General features: G+C 69.0%; 17 protein-coding genes and 1 riboswitch. Of the genes, 8 read left to right on the forward strand and 9 right to left on the reverse strand.

The annotated features are described in order from the left end of the window. Positions 1-157 precede the first annotated feature (157 nt). Genes GXP74_RS21895 through GXP74_RS21905 form a run of 3 tightly spaced genes read right to left on the reverse strand, consistent with a single transcriptional unit; the run spans position 158 to position 4838 of the window. The gene (locus tag GXP74_RS21895) at positions 158-1015 is read right to left on the reverse strand and encodes a LamG domain-containing protein (protein ID WP_182452951.1); all 858 of its coding nucleotides are present in this window, start codon (positions 1013-1015) and stop codon (positions 158-160) included. Continuing rightward, positions 985-2880: a LamG domain-containing protein gene (locus tag GXP74_RS21900; RefSeq protein WP_182452952.1), complete on the reverse strand. Its 1896-nt coding sequence runs from the start codon at positions 2878-2880 to the stop codon at positions 985-987. The genes GXP74_RS21895 and GXP74_RS21900 overlap by 31 nt, the downstream gene beginning before the upstream one ends. Further along, positions 2847-4838: a DNRLRE domain-containing protein gene (locus GXP74_RS21905; RefSeq protein WP_182452953.1), complete on the reverse strand. Its 1992-nt coding sequence runs from the start codon at positions 4836-4838 to the stop codon at positions 2847-2849. The genes GXP74_RS21900 and GXP74_RS21905 overlap by 34 nt, the downstream gene beginning before the upstream one ends. 1000 nt (positions 4839-5838) lie before the next feature. Between GXP74_RS21905 and GXP74_RS21910 the strand changes: the two genes are divergently transcribed. Then, a complete protein-coding gene (locus GXP74_RS21910) occupies positions 5839-6960 on the forward strand; it encodes an IS630 family transposase (protein ID WP_182452954.1) in 1122 nt (373 codons plus the stop codon). Between the two features lie 37 nt (positions 6961-6997). Further along, positions 6998-7082: riboswitch (ZMP/ZTP riboswitch) on the forward strand. After that, positions 7055-8275 (forward strand): phosphoribosylaminoimidazolecarboxamide formyltransferase, encoded by a 1221-nt coding sequence (locus tag GXP74_RS21915; protein ID WP_225448095.1) that lies wholly within the window; start codon positions 7055-7057, stop codon positions 8273-8275. (Overlaps the previous riboswitch by 28 nt.) Positions 8276-8525: 250 nt before the next feature. Here GXP74_RS21915 and GXP74_RS21920 read toward each other — a convergent pair whose 3' ends face one another. The 3 genes from GXP74_RS21920 to GXP74_RS21930 form a co-directional block, all read right to left on the reverse strand. After that, positions 8526-9761 (reverse strand): IS701 family transposase, encoded by a 1236-nt coding sequence (locus tag GXP74_RS21920; RefSeq protein WP_182456524.1) that lies wholly within the window; start codon positions 9759-9761, stop codon positions 8526-8528. Positions 9762-9884: 123 nt separating this feature from the next. Further along, entirely contained in the window at positions 9885-10730 is an 846-nt protein-coding gene (locus tag GXP74_RS21925; protein ID WP_370468563.1) for an SDR family NAD(P)-dependent oxidoreductase, read from the reverse strand. A 135-nt stretch (positions 10731-10865) separates the two neighbouring features. Next, positions 10866-11618: an SDR family oxidoreductase gene (locus GXP74_RS21930; protein WP_182452955.1), complete on the reverse strand. Its 753-nt coding sequence runs from the start codon at positions 11616-11618 to the stop codon at positions 10866-10868. Positions 11619-11784: 166 nt separating this feature from the next. Between GXP74_RS21930 and GXP74_RS21935 the strand changes: the two genes are divergently transcribed. Next, a complete protein-coding gene (locus GXP74_RS21935) occupies positions 11785-12417 on the forward strand; it encodes a TetR/AcrR family transcriptional regulator (RefSeq protein WP_225448096.1) in 633 nt (210 codons plus the stop codon). Positions 12418-12476: 59 nt separating this feature from the next. Here the strand turns inward: GXP74_RS21935 and GXP74_RS21940 are convergent, their stop codons facing one another. Further along, a complete protein-coding gene (locus tag GXP74_RS21940; protein ID WP_225448097.1) occupies positions 12477-12758 on the reverse strand; it encodes a hypothetical protein in 282 nt (93 codons plus the stop codon). Positions 12759-12999: 241 nt separating this feature from the next. Here GXP74_RS21940 and GXP74_RS21945 point away from each other — a divergent pair, with 241 nt between their 5' ends. The 3 genes from GXP74_RS21945 to GXP74_RS21955 all read left to right on the forward strand — a co-directional run bounded on the left by GXP74_RS21945 (position 13000) and on the right by GXP74_RS21955 (position 15589). Then, entirely contained in the window at positions 13000-13617 is a 618-nt protein-coding gene (locus GXP74_RS21945; protein WP_182452957.1) for an NADPH-dependent FMN reductase, read from the forward strand. Between the two features lie 121 nt (positions 13618-13738). Beyond that, complete coding sequence (locus GXP74_RS21950; RefSeq protein WP_182452958.1) at positions 13739-14527, forward strand: hypothetical protein; 789 nt, start codon at positions 13739-13741, stop codon at positions 14525-14527. Positions 14528-14659: 132 nt separating this feature from the next. Continuing rightward, positions 14660-15589, forward strand: a complete 930-nt coding sequence (locus GXP74_RS21955) for a Gfo/Idh/MocA family protein (protein ID WP_182452959.1) — start codon at positions 14660-14662, stop codon at positions 15587-15589. Positions 15590-15636: 47 nt separating this feature from the next. On the opposite strand, the gene GXP74_RS21960 is transcribed toward GXP74_RS21955, so the two are convergent. Then, entirely contained in the window at positions 15637-16212 is a 576-nt protein-coding gene (locus GXP74_RS21960) for a TetR/AcrR family transcriptional regulator (protein WP_182452960.1), read from the reverse strand. A 70-nt stretch (positions 16213-16282) separates the two neighbouring features. Between GXP74_RS21960 and GXP74_RS21965 the strand changes: the two genes are divergently transcribed. Both GXP74_RS21965 and GXP74_RS21970 read left to right on the forward strand, forming a co-directional pair. Then, positions 16283-17176 (forward strand): NADP-dependent oxidoreductase, encoded by an 894-nt coding sequence (locus GXP74_RS21965; RefSeq protein WP_182452961.1) that lies wholly within the window; start codon positions 16283-16285, stop codon positions 17174-17176. A gap of 514 nt (positions 17177-17690) precedes the next feature. Beyond that, positions 17691-18344 carry a hypothetical protein gene (locus GXP74_RS21970; RefSeq protein WP_182452962.1) on the forward strand — a complete coding sequence of 218 codons (654 nt, stop codon included), beginning with the start codon at positions 17691-17693 and terminating at the stop codon, positions 18342-18344. An 85-nt stretch (positions 18345-18429) separates the two neighbouring features. Here the strand turns inward: GXP74_RS21970 and uppS are convergent, their stop codons facing one another. Continuing rightward, positions 18430-20109, reverse strand: coding sequence for a polyprenyl diphosphate synthase (gene uppS, locus GXP74_RS21975; RefSeq protein ID WP_225448098.1), 1680 nt, complete (start codon positions 20107-20109; stop codon positions 18430-18432). Between the last annotated feature and the right edge of the window lie 120 nt (positions 20110-20229).

Genomic DNA, 20229 nt, shown 5'->3' on the forward strand with positions numbered 1-20229 from the left:
CCCGCACCCGCGATACCGAAACCACCGCCCCGCCACCGGCCACAGCGCCACACCCCGCCCCCGCCCCGCAGCCCTCGCGGGCCGCCCGGGTACGGAAAACGGCGCTGGGCCCCGCGATGATCGCGGGGCCCAGCGTGACCGGCCTACCTCGTGACGGTCATGAGTTGTTGTAGACAGCGGCGACCTGCGTGGCACTCAAAGCCGCCTGGTAGGTACGCACATCACTGACACTGCCGTTGACCTGGTCGTACAGCGCGGTGGAACCGACCAGACTGTTGGCGCCGACCTCCAAGGCACCGGCCGCGTTGAACTGCGGAGTGGTGTTGGTCGCACTGGCCTTCAACACCCCGTTCACATACAGCTGCATCGCACCGGTACCCGCGTTGTACACCCCGGTCAGATGCGTCCAGGTGTTCGCGGTCGCCGCGGCCTCCGCCGTGGGGAAACTCGTCGAAGCCGTGTCCGACGTCGTGGTCTGGAAGATCCAGCCACCGTTGCCACTGTTGTAACCCAGGTAGAACGCCTGATGCGTATCGGTACCCTGCGCCAGCGCGATCTGCGCCCCACTGAGCGCGGTGATCTTGACCCAGCACGAGACCGTGTAACTCTGACTGCTGTTCACCGCCGGCGCGGCCGCCCTGACCACCGAATCCGTCCCGTCGAAGACCGCGGCCGACGACGCGACACCCTTGTGGTTCGCACCCCAGGCCACCGTGGAACCGACCGCCGCCGAGTTACTGCCCGACGCGTCCGCACCACCCAGCGCACCAGTCAACCGCCACTGGTCAGCACCCGGGAAACTGGTGACACTGTTCCAGTACACAGCCCCGTTGGCACCATAGACCACCAGGTTCCCATCAGGCTGCAACACCAACGTGTCACCAGGATGACCAGAGGTGTTCGTCGCCCACAACGCACCCGTGTGCCCGGTGGCATCAGCCGCGTTCGGATAGGCCACCAGATTCCCGTCGCTCTGCAACGTCATCACCGCGCCCGTCTGGTTCGCGGTACCCACCTGGTACAACGGAGTCCGGCGACCGAGACACTCATCAGACCCTCATTGAAACTCAAACTGTTCGCACCACTGGTCCACTGACTACCACTGGGATACAACGTGTTGTCCGCCGGGAACACGAACGACCCCGTCGTATTGGACAGCGCCGCGACCTGACCCGGAGTCAACGTCTGGTTCCAGGTCTCCACCTGCGCGACCTGGCCATCGAAATAGCTGCCATGCGCACCCTTGTAGAGCTGGTCACCGACCTGGAACCCATCGGTGTAGCCGGCAACCGCGGTGTGCGTCGCACTGCCCACCTCGATACCATTGACATACAGGCTCATATACGAGCTGACCGGGTCATAGGTGACCGTCACATGCGACCACGAGCCGACCTGCGCCGTCCCGGCAACCGCGCAGTTGTACGCGTAACCGGCCGCGTCACCGGTCTCCATGCAGAAGTTCCAGCCCGCCGCGGTGGGATAGACCAAGAACCCCGACCCGTAGGTACCGTCCTGCGACAGCACCACACCACCGTTCATCGCCGCCGGCTTGACCCACGCCGAGACACTGAAACTCTTCGACGTGGTGACCGCCGGACCACTACCGGCCAGCACCCCGCTACTGCCGTTCAAACTCACATCCGGACTGAACAGGTCACCGGTATGCCACGTGGCACCCGCGTCACCCGTCAACGTCAAACCACCACTGGCATCAGCCGCCACCGTACCCGAGGCACTGGTGTCCCCACTGGCCGCGTCAGTCAACGGCCAACTGTGGCTGTCAGCAGCCAACGCACTACCCGTGGTGGACACCGCCGCCGCACCCGTCGTACTCAACGCACTGAACAGGTACGCCGTCGTGGTACCACCACTGGTCGTCGCCCACAGGTCCGGCGTGCCATCACCATTGATATCCGCCGCCCGCAGACTCAGCACCGCACCGGTGTTCCACCCCGTGGCCACCGGATACGACGTGTACACCAGGTCCGGATTACCCGAGGCGTCCTGCGACAGCGCCAACCCCTCCCACAGGTCCAGCACACCGGTCGCCTTGTCCCACAGGAACATCGCCGTACTGGAACCCCCACCACTGACCGGCAACTGCACCGTACTCAACGTCCACGACGCCCAGTCACCACTGCCGTCCGGACTCGGGTTCGACAACTGCGTACGACCGAAGTCCGCGATACTGCCCAACGACGGATACAACGTCAACGCATCGGTCTTGTTGCCGCTCTCATCATCCGAGGTCCCGATCAGATCCGGCAGCGCACACGTCGCACCCTGCCCCGCAACCGAGACCCCACTGGTGCAACCCGCATTCGCCAACTGCACCGGATTGTTCGGCGTCGACGCCTCGAACGGGTCATACAACGCATTGGTCGTCGTCGAACCACCCGCGATGGCCAACGCCGAACCATCACCATTACCGTTCAACACCTCAGCCACACCCGCATGCACCCCCGACGGGTAGTACACCAGGACGTCATTGAGCCCACTACCAGTGAACTGGCCACTGAACGCGGTCGCCCCGTTGTAGTCCGCAGGAGACCCCAGACCAGTGGGACCAGTCGTATCGATCCCACTCCCGTTGATCCCCAAGTCACTCATCGAGCCGACCAGGCTCCCGTCACCCGTCGTACGACCCACACCCGCCTGACCCGCCGAGAGCCACAACCCCGACGGCAGACTGTCCTGACCACCCACCGCGAGCAGGTCCGCGACACCATCCCCGGTCAGGTCACCATCGGCCTGCACCGTACCGCCCACCGCCGAATTGAAGATCACATTCTCGGTACCACCGTAATTAGCACCCGCCGAAATCGCCGTCACACTCAACGTATCAGTCAACCGCGTCGGCGTGATCGACGCCGTCGCCACCCACCAGCCGCACTCACCGACCTGGGCGCACCACCATTGAGCTGATACACGTAACTGGCCGGAGCAGTACCACCCGACTCACTGAAACTCACCGCGACCGGACTGCCCATCGTCCCCAACGTCGTCGGATACGGCAGACCCGTCACCGGATTCGTGTTCCCGTAATCCGACAACTCGACACCATTCGCGTCCTGCGTCACCGGAGTCCCCGGACGCGTCGGATCGAACGTGAACGTGCAACCCGACGTCGTCCCACTGGACAACTTGAAGTCAGTCGCCTGCACCTTCCACGTGAACTCCGTCGCCGCACCCGGCGCACTCCCCGTCTTACCCGACCACGCCTCCAAATTCGCCTGACTCAACTGGAAATCCACACTACTACCAGAATTCGCCGTCACATCATTGGAGTTACTGGTCGCCACCACCTTCCCGTCACTATTACGCGTCACCGTGAACGTCGCACCCAGAACACCCTTGTCCGGATCCGACAACCCCGCATACAACGACATCTCACCATCACCGACAGTATCGTTGCCCGTGCAGTTCGTCGACGGCGACGTCGACAAAGCAGACGGCGTGTTCGGCGCATGGTCATACGTCGTCGACACACTCAACGTATTCGCGAACTCCTTCCACCCATTCGGATCCGACTCGTTCGACGCCCGAATCCCGAACGTGATATTCGACCACTTACCACTCGCCGCCGACCCCATGATGCCAGAAATATCGAAACCCACACCATGCGCCGGGCACGACGAGTCATACCCGTACGCCACCGTCTGCGTCGGCCCCACCTGACTCGTCAACGTCGACGGACTGTCCCACGTCGTACCAGAACTGATCGGATTCGACTGCCACAACTGCACACCACTCGCCGTGCAGTTCGGCGACCACTCCTCCGTAATATTCAACTGCGAGGAAATGATGTCCTGCGCACCATACAACGCCGTCGGCACACCGATCTGCACATACGACCGCGCCGTGAACGTCGGCGACTCCCAATCCTGGTCACCCACACGCAACAAATCCGACGACTTCCAGTAACTCGACGACGCATAATACGAATTGATCTGCGTCCACGCCTGCAACGGACTCGACGCCGACGGCGCATTGAACGTCGGATCGATATACACCGGGAACACCGGCCTACCACCACTGAGCAACGACACATCCGGAGTCAGATCAATCCTCCCCCCCACCACCCGGACACCGACCCGCGACGTATGCGCACCCTCACCCGCACTACCCACCGAAGACACCACCGGCAAACCACTGACCGCATCCACCAACACACCCGAAAGCGGATCCACCACCGAACGCCGACCAACCACCGACACACCCCCGGCAGCCGACACACCACCCCTGGCAGCCGACGCGCCCTTCGCGGTCGAGGCGCCCTTCGCGGTCGAGGCACCGCCCTTGGCGGCCGGCGCGCCCGCGGTGGTAGCCGAGTCCCACATCGTCGCCGCCGGAGCCGTGAACACCGCCCGCCCCTGCGGATCCCTCGCCGTCAAGTTCCCCGCCGCGTCCGAGGACAACGTCACCCCCCGCGTACGAGCACCCAACACCAACGTCCTCAACGCCGGATTCGCCGCCGCCGCCGCATCCTTGACGACCAACACCTCAGCAAACGAACCCTGAGCCGTCGCCGTGACACACAGATCCACACCCTTGAACACATCACGGTACGTCGCCGTAGCACCCGACAACGACGGCACCGGCAACACCACCGGCACACTCACCGCCAACTCCCGCCCCCCACTGTCCATCACCGCCAACACAGAACCACCACCACCCGACAACGTCAAACCACTACTCGTCACCCTCGTCGAAACCGAACCATCAGCACCACGAACCAACGTCGGATCCAACGACCTCCACACACCACCCACCCGCTTACGCACCGCCGCCAACGACTGCGTCAACGTAAACGTCCCATTCGGATGCGCCATCACCATCTGCGTATCCGACGTCGCCGCCCCCGCCAACACATCCCTACCCGACCGACGCGCCTCCAACGAAGCCTGCTCCGTACTCAACCCCCCAGACGAAACAGCAACAGACGAAACAGACGAAGCAGACGCAGACGAAGCAGCAGACGAAGCAGACGAAGCAGCCCCAGAAGCAGCAGTAGCGGCAACAGCAACCGGAGCGAACCCCACACCAGCCGCCGAACCCCACACCACACCCAGAACCACCACACCACCCACCAACCGCACAAAACCCCGATACCCACCCGATATGACTCTCACTCAAACAACCTTCCCTCACGAGGAACCCAACCAGCCCCAAACCACAAACACGCTAAACGCCCACCCACACACCCCAACAAAACTGTGTCACGCCTCACAATCACCTTGATCCACTTACGCACCCCCTTGCACCCACCCACCCCCCACACTCACACCCAAACCTTACCCACCAACCATGCCCACCCCACCACACCACCACGACCACCAACCCCCCAATCAACCTGGCCGCACTCAGCCAAGGCCGAGCACCACCCACCACGGCCCGCACCACGCCCGGGCCGCGAGTACCAGAGCACACCGCTCAATCCCCACCCAAGGGCGACAAACCACGACCACCACAGCACACGGCCCCAGGGCCGACATGCAGCCACCCGAAAGCCCCACCACCACCCCGGACAAAGACGACAGGCACACGACCCCAGTGACCCGGACCAAAGCAGCCCACCCACTCCCCCAACCCCGAAGGACCGAGACACCCCACCACAAGAACTCCAAGGAGCAACTCAACCCGATCACCGAACAGGTCACCCCGCGCCACAACACCCAGGACAAACCAGACCACACCCCCGCCCAGCCGCCCTGAGCACCATGCCGCGAACCAGCCCAGCAGGACACAACGCTAGTGCTGTGACCGTGTAGGTTCGCCGGGTTGGTGCTCGGAGCGGTTGGATGTGTTGTGACGTCCGATCCGATTCGTGGAGGTGCGATGGCCGAGCCTGTCCGTGTGCGCAGACTGACCGACCAGGAGGGGCAGCGGCTTCAGCAGATCGTGCGCCGGGGCAGCACCAACTCGGTGCGCTACCGGCGCGCGATGATGCTGCTGGCCTCGGCCGGCGGGAACCGCGTCCCAGTCATCGCCCAGCTGGTGCAGGCGGACGAGGACACCGTCCGTGACGTGATCCACCGCTTCAATGAGATCGGTCTGGCCTGCCTGGACCCTCGCTGGGCGGGAGGCCGTCCCCGCCTGCTTAGTCCTGACGACGAGGACTTCGTCGTCGCGACGGCCACCACCCGCCCGACCAAGCTCGGCCAGCCCTTCACCTGCTGGTCGATCCGTAAACTCGCCGCCTACCTGCGCAAGGTCCACGGCCGGGTGATCCGGATCGGCCGTGAGGCCCTGCGCTGCCTGCTCACCCGACGCAGCGTCACCTTCCAGCGGACCAAGACGTGGAAGGAGTCCACAGATCCCGAGCGCGACGCCAAGCTCGACCGGATCGAGCACGTCCTGGAACACTTCCCCGACCGCGCTTTCGCGTTCGACGAGTTCGGGCCACTGGGTATCCGCCCCACCGGAGGTTCCTGCTGGGCCGAGCGGGGCCGACCGGACCGGCTGCCCGCGACCTACCACCGCACCCACGGAGTGACCTACTTCCACGGCTGCTACTCGATCGGCGACGACACCCTGTGGGGCGTCAACCGCCGCCGCAAGGGCGCCACCAACAGCCTGGCCGCGCTCAAGTCGATCCGTACCGCCCGGCCCGACGGCGCCCCGATCTACGTGATCATGGACAATCTCTCCGCGCACAAGGGCGTCAAGAGCCGTGCCTGGGCCCGGAAGAACAAGGTAGAGCTGTGCTTCACCCCGACCAACGCCTCTTGGGCCAACCCGATCGAGGCGCACTTCGGGCCGCTGCGGCAGTTCACCCTGGCCAACTCGAACCATCCCAACCACACGGTCCAGACCCGTGAACTGCACCGATACCTGCGCTGGCGCAACTCCAACGCCCGCCACCCCGACGTCCTGGCCGCCCAACGTAAGGAGCGCGCCCGCATCCGTAGCGAGAAGGGCATCCGGTGGGGCGGACGCCCACTGGCGCTGGCGGCATGACCAGCGAAACCATGTGCGCGCTGCTGCGGATAGCATCGTCTCCGGTCGCAACTGGCGAAGGTGGAGAACCACCGGGGAGCGGCCGTTTTCCCGCGTGCGCGTCGACCGCCTGGGCGCCTGCGTCAGTGATGTTCCCGCTGACACAGGAGGTTATGACGTGGATCTGCGCTATGGGACCAACCCGCAGCAGGCGGCGGCTACCACCGAGCCGGTGCAGCCTGGCCGATGGCCGGTCCGGGTGTTGAACGGCAGCCCGTCCTACATCAACATGCTGGATGCGCTCAACAGTTGGCAGCTGGTGCTGGAGGCGAGCCGGGCCCTGAACCGGCCGGCCGCTGCCTCCTTCAAGCACGTCTCGCCCGCCGGTGCGGCCGTGGCTGGCCCCGTCGATGACGTCACCGGCGAGCTCTACGGCATCGACTGCGACAGTGTCGGCGCGCTCACCAGCGCATACCTGCGTGCCCGCGACGCCGATCCGAAGTCCTCCTACGGCGACTTCGCCGCTGTGTCGCACCCGGTCGACACCGAACTCGCCGAGCTGCTGTCCCGCGTGGTCTGCGACGGCGTCATCGCCCCCGGTTACGCTCCCGGCACCGTCGCGACGCTCAGCAAGAAGAAGAACGGCCGCTTTCTGGTCATGGAAGCGGATCAGGCGTTCACACCCCCGCAGTGCGAGACACGGGAGGTGTTCGGCCTGCGGCTGTCCCAGCGGCGCGACGAGGTGACGCTGTCCACCGCCCTGCTGGACAACGTCGTATGCGGCACGCTGCCGACCACGGCAGCCGAGGATCTCCTGCTGGGCCTGGCGGTCCTGCGCTACACACAGTCCAACTCCGTGTGCTACCTGCGTGGTGGGGCGACCCTGGGGATCGGTGCCGGCCAGCAGTCCCGCGTGGACTGCACCCGCTTGGCCGGCGCGAAGACAGATATCTGGTGGCTGCGACGCCACCCGGCTGTCCGTGCACTCGCCTTCCAACCGGACACCCGGCGCCAGGACCGGATCAACTGGCAGATCCGCTTCATCGAGGGCGACCTCACCCTGGACGAGAGCACACGCCTGTCGACAGCCCTGTCCGCACCCGCACCCGAGCTGACGGACGAGCAGCGCACGCAGTGGCTCGCGGGCCTGGCCGAGGTGGCATTCGTCTCGGACGGCGCGTTGCCATTCCGTGACAACGTCGACCACGCCCACCGGCACGGTGTCGCCTACATCGCCGAACCGGGCGGATCCATCCGGTCCACCGAAGTCGAGCACGCCTGCCGCGAGCATCAGATCGCTCTCGCCCGCACCGGGCTCAGGCTCTTCCACCACTGAGGACCCCGATCGAGGTCCCCGCTTCACCCGGCGGGGACCTCAAGACCATCTCCGTAGACCCACCAGTCGAGCCTGTCAGCAACCCGGTGAACCATCCCGGTCAGAGCACTAGTAGTACTTCGTTAAGTTTGGTTTGGTGGGCGGGCGTTGTGCGTGGTTGTGCTTGCGGGTAGGGGGCGTTGGCAGGTGGTGCAGGTGCCGGTCCAGCAGTTCAGCAGGTCCTGTATCTGGTCGAGGACCTGGTAGAGGGTCAGGCCGGCGCTTGGGCTTTTGGGTCGAGTCTGCGCAGGGTGAGGAAGGCGTGGGCGGCGGTGACCAGGGCGAGGTGGTGGTGGAAGCCGCGCCAGGTTCGGCCTTCGAAGTGGTCCAGGCCCAGGCCGTGCTTCATCTCGCGGTAGTCGTGCTCGATGCGCCAGCGCATCTTGGCCAGGCGGGCCAGGTGTCGCAGCGCGGTGTCGGCGGGCAGGCTGGTCAGCCAGTACTCGGTGGGGGCCTTCTCCCCGGTGGGCCACTCGCACAGCAGGGTGGTGGCGGGCAGTACGCCGTCCCAGGCCGCGGCGCCGCCGGCGGCGGCCATGGCGTGGCGGCGGGCGGCGACCCCGGCGGGGCGCACGGTCAGCGTCCGAAAGCGTGAGTGCATCGGGCCTTTGGAGCCGTGGCGCCAGGTGGAGCGGCGGAACGCGGCCCGCCCGCCGTCGGCCGCCAGTGCACTCAGCGCGGCGGCCCTGGCGCGGTAGCGGGTGGCGGGGACGCGGCCGGTGCCGGACCAGGGCGGGGCGGTGGGAACGGCGTGCTGCGGGTGTGCGGACTCGTCCGCGCGCACGGCGACGACGAAGTCCAGGCCCCGGTCGGCCAGGCCCTGGCGGAACGCGGTGTTCTGTCCGTAGCCGGCATCGGCGACAATGACCTTCGGCTCCAGGCCCCAGCCGACAGCCTCGTCGATCAGGTCCAGGGCCAGCCGCCACTTCTCACGGTGTCCCGCCTCCTCGGGGACACCGGCGCGAGTGCGCCGGTCGGCGTCGTCCTGCCACCCCTCGGGCAGGAACAGCCGCCAGGAGACCGGCACGGACGCGGTGTCGGAGGCGGCGTGCAGGCTGACGGCGACCTGGCAGTTGGACTGCTTGCCCAGCGCCCCGCACCACTGCCGCGCCACACCGACCGACATCCGCCCGTCCTTGGGGAACGAGACGTCGTCGATCACCCACACCACCGGGTCCACCGCCGGCACCGTCTTGAGCGCCACCGCCCGCAGCACCGCCGCGTGGTCCCACGGCGACTGGTTCACGAACTGCTGCAGCGCCTGCATGTCCCCGTCCGGCAACCGCGCCGCCATCGGCTGGACCGACTTGCGACGGCCGTCCAGCATCAGCCCGCGCAGGTAGCAGTCACCCCACCCACGCACGTCACGACGCCGCACCGACGCAAATACCTCACCGACGAACTCGGCCAGCTCACCACGGAGTTGCTCGATCTCCCCCAAATCCACGTCGGCCATGATGCCCGATCAACAGCACCCACATCAACCAAACTTAACGAAGTACTACTAGCGATCCATGACACCACCCCGGAGAACAACCCACACCAGCCACCGTGGAACACCACACCGAACCTACCCCAGAGCCCCAATAGTCCAACGACCGATGAGCGCCCAGGCCAGGCGCGGACCGAGCAGATCCTGCAGGCCGATACGCTGATAGAAGGCAGTGCGCACCAGGCCGCCGACACCGTTGACGGTCTCGGCACCGTCGTCGGTCGGCTCGATGTGGACACGGAACAGCCGCTGACCCCTGGGAGTGCCGGCCACACCCACGATCACGACGGCAACCTCAGCCGAATCCGCGTTCAGCGAGGTGACCTCAGCCAGACACGCACCCACCTGGTCCAACAGCCCTGCGCAGCGCACCCCGTAGGCATCCGCGACAGTAGTGTCCACAGCGCGGCCGGAGTGGGCGAAGTGGTTGGTGCCGGAGGTGAAGGCGCCGGGGACCACGACGGTGATGTCGATCCCGAAGCCGCCAACCTCGGCAGCATAGGTGACAGCCAAAGAGCCCACGACAGCCCCCACGGCAAAGCACGCGCCGAAACAGGGCCAGGTACCACCGCACGTAATGGACAAGCCGACCCACAGCAGCAGGCCGTCACCCTGGGCGCGCAGGTGCGGCAGCACGGCACGGTTGACACGCTGGGTCGCGGCCGCGTTGACGTCGAAGACCTCGTGCAACTGCTCCGGGGTGAAGGCCCCCAGCCAACCCAGGACCATGTGTCCGGCATTGTGCACGACCACGTCGATACGGTCGGATTCGGCGAGGATCGCGCCGACGGCGGCGTTCGCCGATCCCTGGTCGGCGACGTCTAGTTCAACGCTGCGCAGGTCGACGCCGTGATCGCGGGTCGTACTGGGCGGCCTGCTCCACGGCAGGACGGTTACGTCCGGTGGTCTGCCGGATCCCGGCATAGACACGGTGGCCCGTGTCGGCAAGAGCGCGCACGGTCAGCGCGCCGAAGCCACTGGACGCGCCGGTCACCAGAACGGTCTTGGACATGGCGGGTGTTCCTTCCGGAGGCTGGGTTTCGTCGGTGGTGGGGGTGGTCAGATCACGCCGCCGTTGGCGTACAGGACCTGGCCGTTGATCCACCGCGCGGGTCCGGCCAGGAAGGAGACGACCTCGGCGATGTCGTCCGGCGCGCCCAGGCGCTCCAGCGGCGCGGCCTTCGCCAGCTGCTCGACGACGGCCTGTGGCTTGCCCTCCAGGAACAGCGGGGTGGAGGTCGGGCCGGGGGCGACCGCGTTGACCGTGATGTCGCGTCCGCGCAGCTCCCGGGCGAGGACCAGCGTCATGGCGTCGACGGCGCCCTTGGTCGCGGCGTAGGCGGTGTAGCCGGGCAGGGCGATCTTGGTCACCGAGCTGGAGAAGTTGACGATCGCACCGCCCGGACGCACCCGGCGGGCCGCCTGCTGGCCGACGACGAAGGTGCCGCGCACGTTGATCCGGTGCATCTGGTCGAAGTCGGCGAGGTCGAGCTCGGCCAGCGGGGCGAGCCGCATCACCCCGGCGGCGTGGACCACGACATCGACGCCGCCGAACCGCTCCTGGGCCAGATCGAACAGCGCGGCGACCTCGGCCTGGTCCGCGACGTCCGCCCTGACGGCGACGGCAGTGCCCCCGGCCGCCTCGATCGCGCCGACCGCTTCCTGGGCGGATGCCGGGTTGCCCGCGTAGGACACGACGACAGCCAGGCCGTCGGCGGCCAGGCGCTCGGCGACGACCCGGCCGATACCGCCGGATCCACCGGTGACCACGGCGACACGAGAGGCAGGAGTAGGGGTGGGGGTGCTGGTCATGACGGGGCTCCTTCTGGTCCACCGGACACGTTCCGGCCCGACCGCCCTAATGGACGATGCGTCCATATTAGCAACATGTAGACGCTGCGTCCATATAGACTGGCCGAGCAGTGCCCGGGTCGTCCCGAGCGACCCGGATGAACCCGACCGACCCAAGGAGACCGCGGTGGCCAGCGCCCCAGTACCGAGCCCGGGCAGCAGCCCGACCCCGCAGCCGCCCGCGCGCCGGGGACGCGGGCGGCGTCCGGCCGACGAGGTGCGCGCCGACATCCTGGCCGCGGCCGGCACGCTGCTGCTCGGCGAGGGCATGGCGGCCTTCACCATCGAACGGGTGGCCGCGACCGCGGGCGTCAGCAAGATGTCGATCTACAAGTGGTGGCCCTCCAAAGGAGCACTCGCGCTCGACGGCTACTTCGACGCGGTCCAGAACATCCTCGCCTTCCCCGACACCGGCGACATCGAGGCGGACCTGCTGACCCAGCTGCGGGCTTTCGTCCACCTCACCGCGCACACCCCGGCCGGGCGGGTCGTCGCCGAGCTCGTCGGCCAGGCACAGACCGACCCGGACCTGGCGGCCGCCTTCCGCGAGCACTACTCCGCACCACGCCGGCGGCTGGCCGTCCAAGCCCTGGAACGCGCCCAGCAACGCGGCCAACTACGCGCCGACGCAGACCCGCGCATCATCGTCGACCAGCTCTGGGGCGCCTGCTATCACCGACTGCTGATCCCGGACGAACCCCTCACCGAGGAATTCGCACACGGCCTGGTCACCAACCTGATAAACGGCCTGCGCCCGTAGCCACCCACGACCACCCGGGTGCCACCTCGACGCCGACGGGCGCCAACGAGCGCCAACGGTCAGCAGACGCAGACGACCGTCAGCGTGATGGTGGCGGGCGGGGGCGGGGAATGGTCGTACGGTGCGATCCACGCGGCGATGCCGGTCACGCCGGTGGTCACCGTCCACTCCTGCCGCTGGTCGCCGGCGAGCGGGCTGCCGTCGCCGCCGGTCACCGACCAGCTGCCGGGACGCATGCCCGGGGGGCAGTAGGCGACCACGCCGCTCGCCGGACCGGTCACCGCCACGGTGACGGGCCCGGCCGCCCACGCGGGCGCCACCAGGCAAACGCCCGCGGCCACCGCCGCCACGCTCACACCGAGGAACCGCGTCCGCCGCACAACCACCCTCCCCACCAGCGCCCCCTTCCGACCAAGACCCGACCGCTGCATCCGTAACCGCCCCCCGACCGGCCGATGCCGTTCCCGGCCGCGCGCCACCCGTCCGGATCACACCCGACCCGCCGGTGGTACGTGGCACGTACCAGATAGTTTGTGGCACGTAGTATCTGCGGTGATGCTGTTCGTCCCGTCAGGAGAGCCCATGGACAAGACCCAGACCCAGACCCGCACCGAGACCGAGACCGGAGCCGAGACCGGGGAGCGGATCGCCGTCGTGGTCGGCAGCAGCCGACCGGGCCGGATCTGTCCCGGCATCGCCGAGTGGATCCGCGACACCGCCCAGCAGGACAGCCTGCTGCGCTACGAACTGCTCGACCTCGCCGAGGCCGGTCTGCCGCTGCTCGACGAGCCGCTGATGGCCTCGCTCGGGCAGTACCAGCACGAGCACACCCGCCGCTGGAGCCGCACCGTCAGCTCCTACAGCGGCTTCGTGTTCGTCTTCCCGCAGTACAACTGGGGCTACCCGGCCGTCCTGAAGAACGCCCTGGACTTCCTCTACCACGAGTGGCACGACAAGCCGGCCGTCGTCGCCGGCTACGGCAACCGCGGCGGGAACAAGGGGGTCGCCCAACTCCTCGGCGTCCTGCAGGGACTGCACATGCGCATCCTGGAGCAGCACCTCGAACTGGTGGTGACCAAGGCCGACCTGGACGACAACTGGCAGCTGAGGGACGTTGAGGCCACCTTGCACCCCTACCGCGACCAGGTCCGGGCCGTCGACCGGCAGCTGACCGACGCCCTCAGGGACGACCAGGGGTAGCACCGCGTGTGCGGCCCGGGGCCGCACACGGTGGGGTGGTGCTCACGGCCGGCGGGTGGATGATCTATAACTGGTCCCCCTGGTCCCGACACCACGCGCGGGGCCTCATGACAGGAGTAGTATGCGCGTTCCCATAGCGGCATCGGTACTCACCGGTGTCCTCGCCCTGGGCGCCGTCGCGGTGCCGACGACGGCTTTCGCCGCCACCGCCAAGCCGGTGATCACCAAAGCCGTCTCGCAGTCGGTGGTTCTGGGCCTGAGCGGCACCGTCACCCTCGGCGTGACGGTCACCGCCGCGGACGCCTCCGGGATCAAGGCGATCTACGCCGAGCCCTACCCGGTGGCCCTCGCGGCACAGGCGCACGCGGTGCCCACCGCCGCCGACCTCAAGGGGGACCCGGCGGACGACCTGCTGAAGGTCCGGTCGCACACGGCCACCACGCAGACCGCCGGGATCCGGGTCAGCGAGAAGGTCCCCAGCAGCGCCGGGCTGCCCAACGACGTCGCCGGGGTGTGGGGGGTCGCGGTACTGGTCGTCGCCAAGGACGGCGCCACCACCTTCAACGCCAAGGCCACTAGCTACACCTGGCAGCGCGCCGATAAGCTGACCGCGAAGACCTCCGCGACGCAGCTGCGCAAGGGCGCCGCGCTGACCGTCAAGGGCCAGCTCAACCGGGTCGACTGGGCCGCGCACGCCTACCGGGGCTACGCCGCGCGACCGGTCCTGCTGCAGTTCCGCAAGTCCGGCAGCGCGGCCTGGACCACCGCCGGGCGGATCACCTCCAGCCGCACCGGCGCCCTGAGCGCCACCGTCAAGGACAACGCGACCGGTTACTGGCGCTTCGTCTTCACCGGCAACAGCACCAGCGGCCAGGCCGCCTCCACGCCCATCCGGGTCAGCGTGAAGTAACCCCGCCACACGGCGCGCAGCGCCCGTGCGGGTCGGTCCCCCTCCGGAGACCGACCCGCACGGGGAGGTTCCGCGCGGGGAGGTTAGGGTGAGGGCGCCGATGATCGTCCGCACGCCTGGAGACCCGCCCAGATGAGTCAGCCCCCGCCGCCCGACGCCCTGCTCCCGGTCGGGGTGATCGGCCTCGGCGACATCGCGCAGAAGGCCTACCTGCCGGTTCTGACCGGCCTTCCCGGTCTGGACCTGCGGCTGATGACCCGTGACCGGACCAAGCTGGACAGGCTGGGCGACAGCTACCGGATCGCCCCGGAGCACCGCTTCACCGACCTGGCCGAGCTGATCGACAGCGGCATCCGAGCCGCGTTCGTGCACGCCGCCACCAGCCAGCACGTCCCGATCGTGGAACAGCTCCTGACCGCGGGCGTCGACGTGTACGTGGACAAGCCGCTCGCCTACGACCTCGCCGGCGCCCGGCACCTGGTGGACCTGGCGAAGCAGTGCGGCCGCTCGCTGCTGGTGGGGTTCAACCGCCGCCACGCGCCGGGTTACCTTGAGGCCGGCCGGCGCCCGCGCGACCTGATCGTGCTCCAGAAGAACCGGGTGGACCTGGCCGAGGCGGCACGCCCGCTGGTCTTCGACGACTTCATCCACGTCGTGGACACCCTGCTGTTCCTGGCCCCAGGCACGGTCGACCGGATCGACGTGCGCGCCCGCCGCCGCGACGGCCTGGTCGAACACCTGGTGCTCACGCTCACCGGGGACGGCTTCACCGCCCTCGGCGTGATGAACCGCGCCAGCGGGTCGACCGAGGAGGTCCTGGAGGTCTCCGGCAGGAACACCAAGTTCGCGGTGGTGAACCTCGCGGAGACCATCGACCACACCGGCGACCCCGTGGTCCACCGCCGCGGCGACTGGATCCCGGTCGCCCGCCAGCGCGGCATCGAACAGGTCGTACTCACCTTCCTCGACGCCGTCCGCCACGACCGGACCCTCGACGCCCACCAGGCGCTGCGCACACACGAGCTGTGCGAGGAAATCGTCCGCCGCATCGAAAACCCCTGACCCAGCCAGCGGACCGACCGGCGGCGGGGTGCCGGTCCTGCCCCGGCTCAGGGCGCGGTGGCTTCCCAGGCCGCCTTGATCATCCGGAAGACCTCGTCCACCGTGGCCCCGGGGTCGTCCGCCCGGCAGGCCAGCGCGTAGGCGTCGATGGCGAACCGAGCGGTCGCCCGGCAGGCTGTCGTGCTCCGGGACAGGCGGGGATCGGCGGCCAGCGCCGCCGCCAGCGCCTGCGCGTGACGCAGGCTCATCGACTCCTCGTACTCCCGCAGGGCGGGTGATCCCTCGATCATGCGCCGGACGGGGGCACTGCCCTCCGCCGTGCAGTGCCGCACCAGGGCCTGGACCTCGCGGTGCAGCGCCGGGATGAGCGGCTCGTGCGGAGGCCGGTCGGTCACCGCCCGCGTGAGGCGCTGCTCGAAGTCCTGGTCGCGTTCGAAGACCAGGGCCTCCTTGGCGGCGAAGTGGGCGAAGACGGTGGTGACGGCCACGTCTGCCTCGGCTGCCACGTCCCGGATGCCCACAGCCTCGTACCCGCGCTCCAGGAAGAGGCGCAGCGCGGTGTCAGCGATCTTCTGACGGGTCGCGGCCTTCTTGCGTTCGCGGCGTCCGGACGGTTCGGTCATGCCCTGACACTACCAGGTATGAATACCTCACTGTTGTGAAACCCTAACGGTTAGGGTTATCTTCCACCGCATGAGGAAAATCAGTTTTGCCGAGTTCGGCGGTCCCGAGGTCCTGCAGCTGGTGGAAGCCGAGGAGCCCCACGCGGGCCCCGGTCGGATACGCATCGCCGTACGGGCGGCGGGGGTCAACCCCGTCGACTGGAGGATCCGGGAGGGCCAGGTCCTGGGCGCCCATCCGGTCGAGCTGCCCGCCGGGGTCGGACTGGACGCCGCCGGGGTGGTGGACGAGGTCGGCGAGGGCGTCGAGGGAGTCGAGGTCGGCGACCGCGTGTTCGGCGAAGGCACCGACACGTACGCCGAATTCGCTGTGCTGTCGGCCTGGGCCCGGATGCCCGAGGGGCTGCCCTTCGAGGAGGCCGCCGGGTACCCGTCGGTGGTGGAGACCGCGCTGCGCATCATCCGCGAGGCCGACGTGCGGCCCGGGCAGACGCTGCTGGTCAGCGGCGCGTCCGGCGGCGTCGGGTCGGCGGTGCTGCAGATCGCCCGCGCGCGCGGGATCACCGTGATCGGCACCGCCGGGGCCGCGAACCAGGACTACCTGCGCGACCTGGGGGCCATCGGCACGACCTACGACGAGGGCTGGGTCGAACGGGTGCGGCACCTGGGCCGGGTCGACGCGGCCCTCGACCTGGCCGGTTCGGGCGTGATCCGCGAACTCGTCGAGCTGACCGGGGATCCGCGCCGGGTCGTCTCCATCGCCGACCTCGGTGCGCCGCGGCTGGGCGTCCGGTTCTCCGGCGTGGCCGGGAGCGTGCCGGACGCGCTGGCCGAGGCTGTCGACCTCATCTCCCGGGGCAGGCTGCACATCCCGGTCGAGAAGTCGTACTCGCTCACCGAGGCAGCGGCGGCGCACACGGACAGCCGGGCCGGCCACACCCGGGGGCGCCGGGTCCTGGTCGTCTGAGCCGCGGCCCGCCCGGCATCACGCACCGAACGGCCGGTCACCAGCGGGTGGTGCAGCGGCGTCGGACGAAGCCGGAACGGTTGCGCCTCACCCACCAGGGCGACGGCGGGACCCTGATCCGAGATCCGGTTCCGGCCGTCGGCGTCTTCCGGTCGGGCCGGACGCGGTCCGGTCGGTCCGCTCGGCGGGAGCGGGCGTGCGCCCGCTCACGGATGGCGGATACGTGATCCCCCACCACCCGTTCGAGTGAGTGCGGCGCGGTGGTGACCCGCTCTACCCTGGCAGAAGGACACCCCGGGGCGTCGCGTCACAGGCCGACCCGACAACGACAACGCGACGACAGGGCCGGGAGACGGCCACTGCCGCGGCGCGTCCAGCGCGGGTGGAAGACAGCCAGGGCAGCGCGGAGTGGGGCGGGGTGCCGTCCGGCCGAGTCGGCGGCGGCGATGCTGACGCGGCCGACAACACCGCGCGCCCTCGACTGCTCCCGGCGCCTCAAGGAGGGAGCACAGCGATGAGCACGTCACGACGAGTGGTTCTCAGCGCGGCCGTGGCCGCGCCGTTACTGGCCCAGTTCACCGGGGCGCGGACCGCGTCCGCCAGCACCGCGAGCGCCGACTGGGGGACGGTCTCCTCCGGCTGGGTCGAGGTCCGCTGGACCGCGCAGGCCCAGGCCCAGCTGGACCGGTTCGGGGCGGTCATCGAGGCAGTCGCGCCAGCCGAACTGGTCCGCGACGCCGAGGGGTCGGCACTGCGGTTCCCGGTGCGGTCGGGCACCGGCGACCCCTCCCTGGGCAACCTGCCGCAGGCCCAGGGCGACGGGACCCTGGACGGCGGAGTCGCGGTACGCACCGCGGACGGCGTCTTCCAGGTGACCGACCTGCACAGCGCGCTGCAGGACTCGGTCGCGTCGGGCACCTGCACGGTCAACGGTGTCGAGGTCGGACACCAGGCGGTCGCGCACTGCGGACTGGCCGAGGGCCTGCTGACCGCCGACGGCGTACGGCTGGGCCAGCCGGTACAGGTCCAGCTCAGCGAGGTGCCGTTGCGGGCCACCCCGCAACTACTGGCGGCGTACACCGCCACCTTCGGTGAACCCGCCTTCAACACCGACACGGTGCTGGCCTACGTAACCGCGCAGGGCCTGTACACCCCACCGAAGGCGTGAGCCGGTGCGGTGGGGGCCGGTGCGGTGGGGGCCGGTGCGGTGGGGGCCGGTGCGGTGATGGGGCTGGTCCCGGGTCGGGGAGGTCTCAGGGGCCGGGCTGGTCGCCGCCGAAGCGGCGGCCGCGGGCGGCGTAGGCGGTGACCGCGCACCGCAGCTGGGCCAGGCCGAAGTCGGGCCAGGGCGTCGGGTCGAAGACCAGTTCCGCGTAGGCGAGGTGCCACGGCAGGAAGTTGCTGATCCGCTGCTCGCCGGAGGTGCGGATCAGCAGGTCGACCTCGGGCAGGTCGGGCAGGTACAGGTTGCGGGCCAGATCCGCGGGGCCGATCTGCTCGGGCCGGATCGTCCCGGCGACCGCCTCCGTGGCCAGAGCGCGGGCGGCAGCGGCCAGTTCCTCGTGTCCGCCGTAGTCGACACAGACGGTGAGCGTCAGCGTCGCGTTACCGGATGTCAGGTTCTCCACCAGGGCCAGTGCCGAAGCCAGTGACGGCTCGATGCGGTCGCGCCGCCCGCACCAGCGCACCCGCACGCCCAGGTCGTGCAGCCACTCGGCGCCCCGGGCGATCCCGTCCGCCAAGGTGTCGAACAGGGCGGCCAGTTCGTCCTGGGAACGGCCCCAGTTCTCGGTGGAGAACGCGTAGATGCTCAAGTGCCGCACACCCAGCCGCACGGCGGCGTTGACCAGGCGCAGCGCGGCGCGTTCGCCCGCGTGGTGGCCCTGGGCGGCGGGCAGGCCGCGCTGGGCGGCCCAGCGCCGGTTGCCATCCATGATCACCGCGACGTGGTCCGGGGGCGCACCCCGCTCCGGTGACGCGGGGCGACCGCGGGCGGCGCGGGGCGAGGTGAGCGGCTCGACACCGTCGGCGAAGACCCGGGCCTGTTGCAGGGTGACCTCGTCGAACTGCAACTGGGTGCCCAGAAGCAGGCTGTGCAGGAACGGCTGGTACTCGGGATCGACGGTACCGGTGACCGCCACCGCCTGATCCAGCAGGCCGTGCCAGTAGCGCAGTTGGACCTCGACCAGGTCATCGAGGGCCTGCCGCGGCTGGCCGCCCCGTAAGTCCGGCTGTCGCACGTCCGGCTGTCGCAAGTCCGGCTGTCGCAAGTCGGGGTGCCGTAGGTCCGGGTGTCGTAGGTCGGTGGTGTCCAGGCCGAGGCGGTGCAGGTCCTGGTGGGGCAGGTAGCAGCGGCCGGCCGCGAGGTCGGCGGGCAGGTCCTCGAAGATGTCGGCCAGTTGGCAGACTTCGCCCAGGACCGAGAAGAGCGTTGTGGCCCGCGGTCCGCGAGCGCACAGCAGCGTGGCCCACATCTCGGCGACGGTCCCGGAGACCCCGCGCAGATAGCGGCGCAGTTCGGGGAAGGTCGCGAAGGCGGGCGGGCACAGGCAGTCGGCCTCGATGGTGTCCAGGAACTCCTCGATCACCGCGTGGTCGAGATCCCGGCGCCGAACGGTGTCCACGAACGCCCGACGCAGCGGGTGGCCGCTCTGTCCACGGCGCAGGTCCTCAAGGGTCTCGCGGCGCCAGCGGGCGATACGTCGCGGGCGGTCGGCCGTCGGCCCCTCGTCCGCGATACGGTCGGTGTGCACGGTGAAGCCGTGCACAGCGTGGAAGTGGGGGCGCAGCGCGGCGGGCAGCAGCTCGGTGGCGGTCCGCATCGGTGCCAGGTACCGGCCGACCTCGGCCGCACACAGGTCGTAGGAGGCCCGCAGCTCGGGCGAGCCCTGGAACGCGGCCGAGTCGAGCGCCGCCCTCTGATCGTCCGACACCGGTGGACCTCGCTTCGGCCGGGGTGGCACCAGGCAGACGGGCGCCATCCTCGATCGTCCCGGTGCCCGAACCACTGCGCCCCCGCCTCGGCCCTCACTCACCCGAACGAGCTAACGCCG

Source organism: Streptacidiphilus sp. P02-A3a (genome assembly GCF_014084105.1).
In the GTDB taxonomy this organism is placed as follows: domain Bacteria; phylum Actinomycetota; class Actinomycetes; order Streptomycetales; family Streptomycetaceae; genus Streptacidiphilus.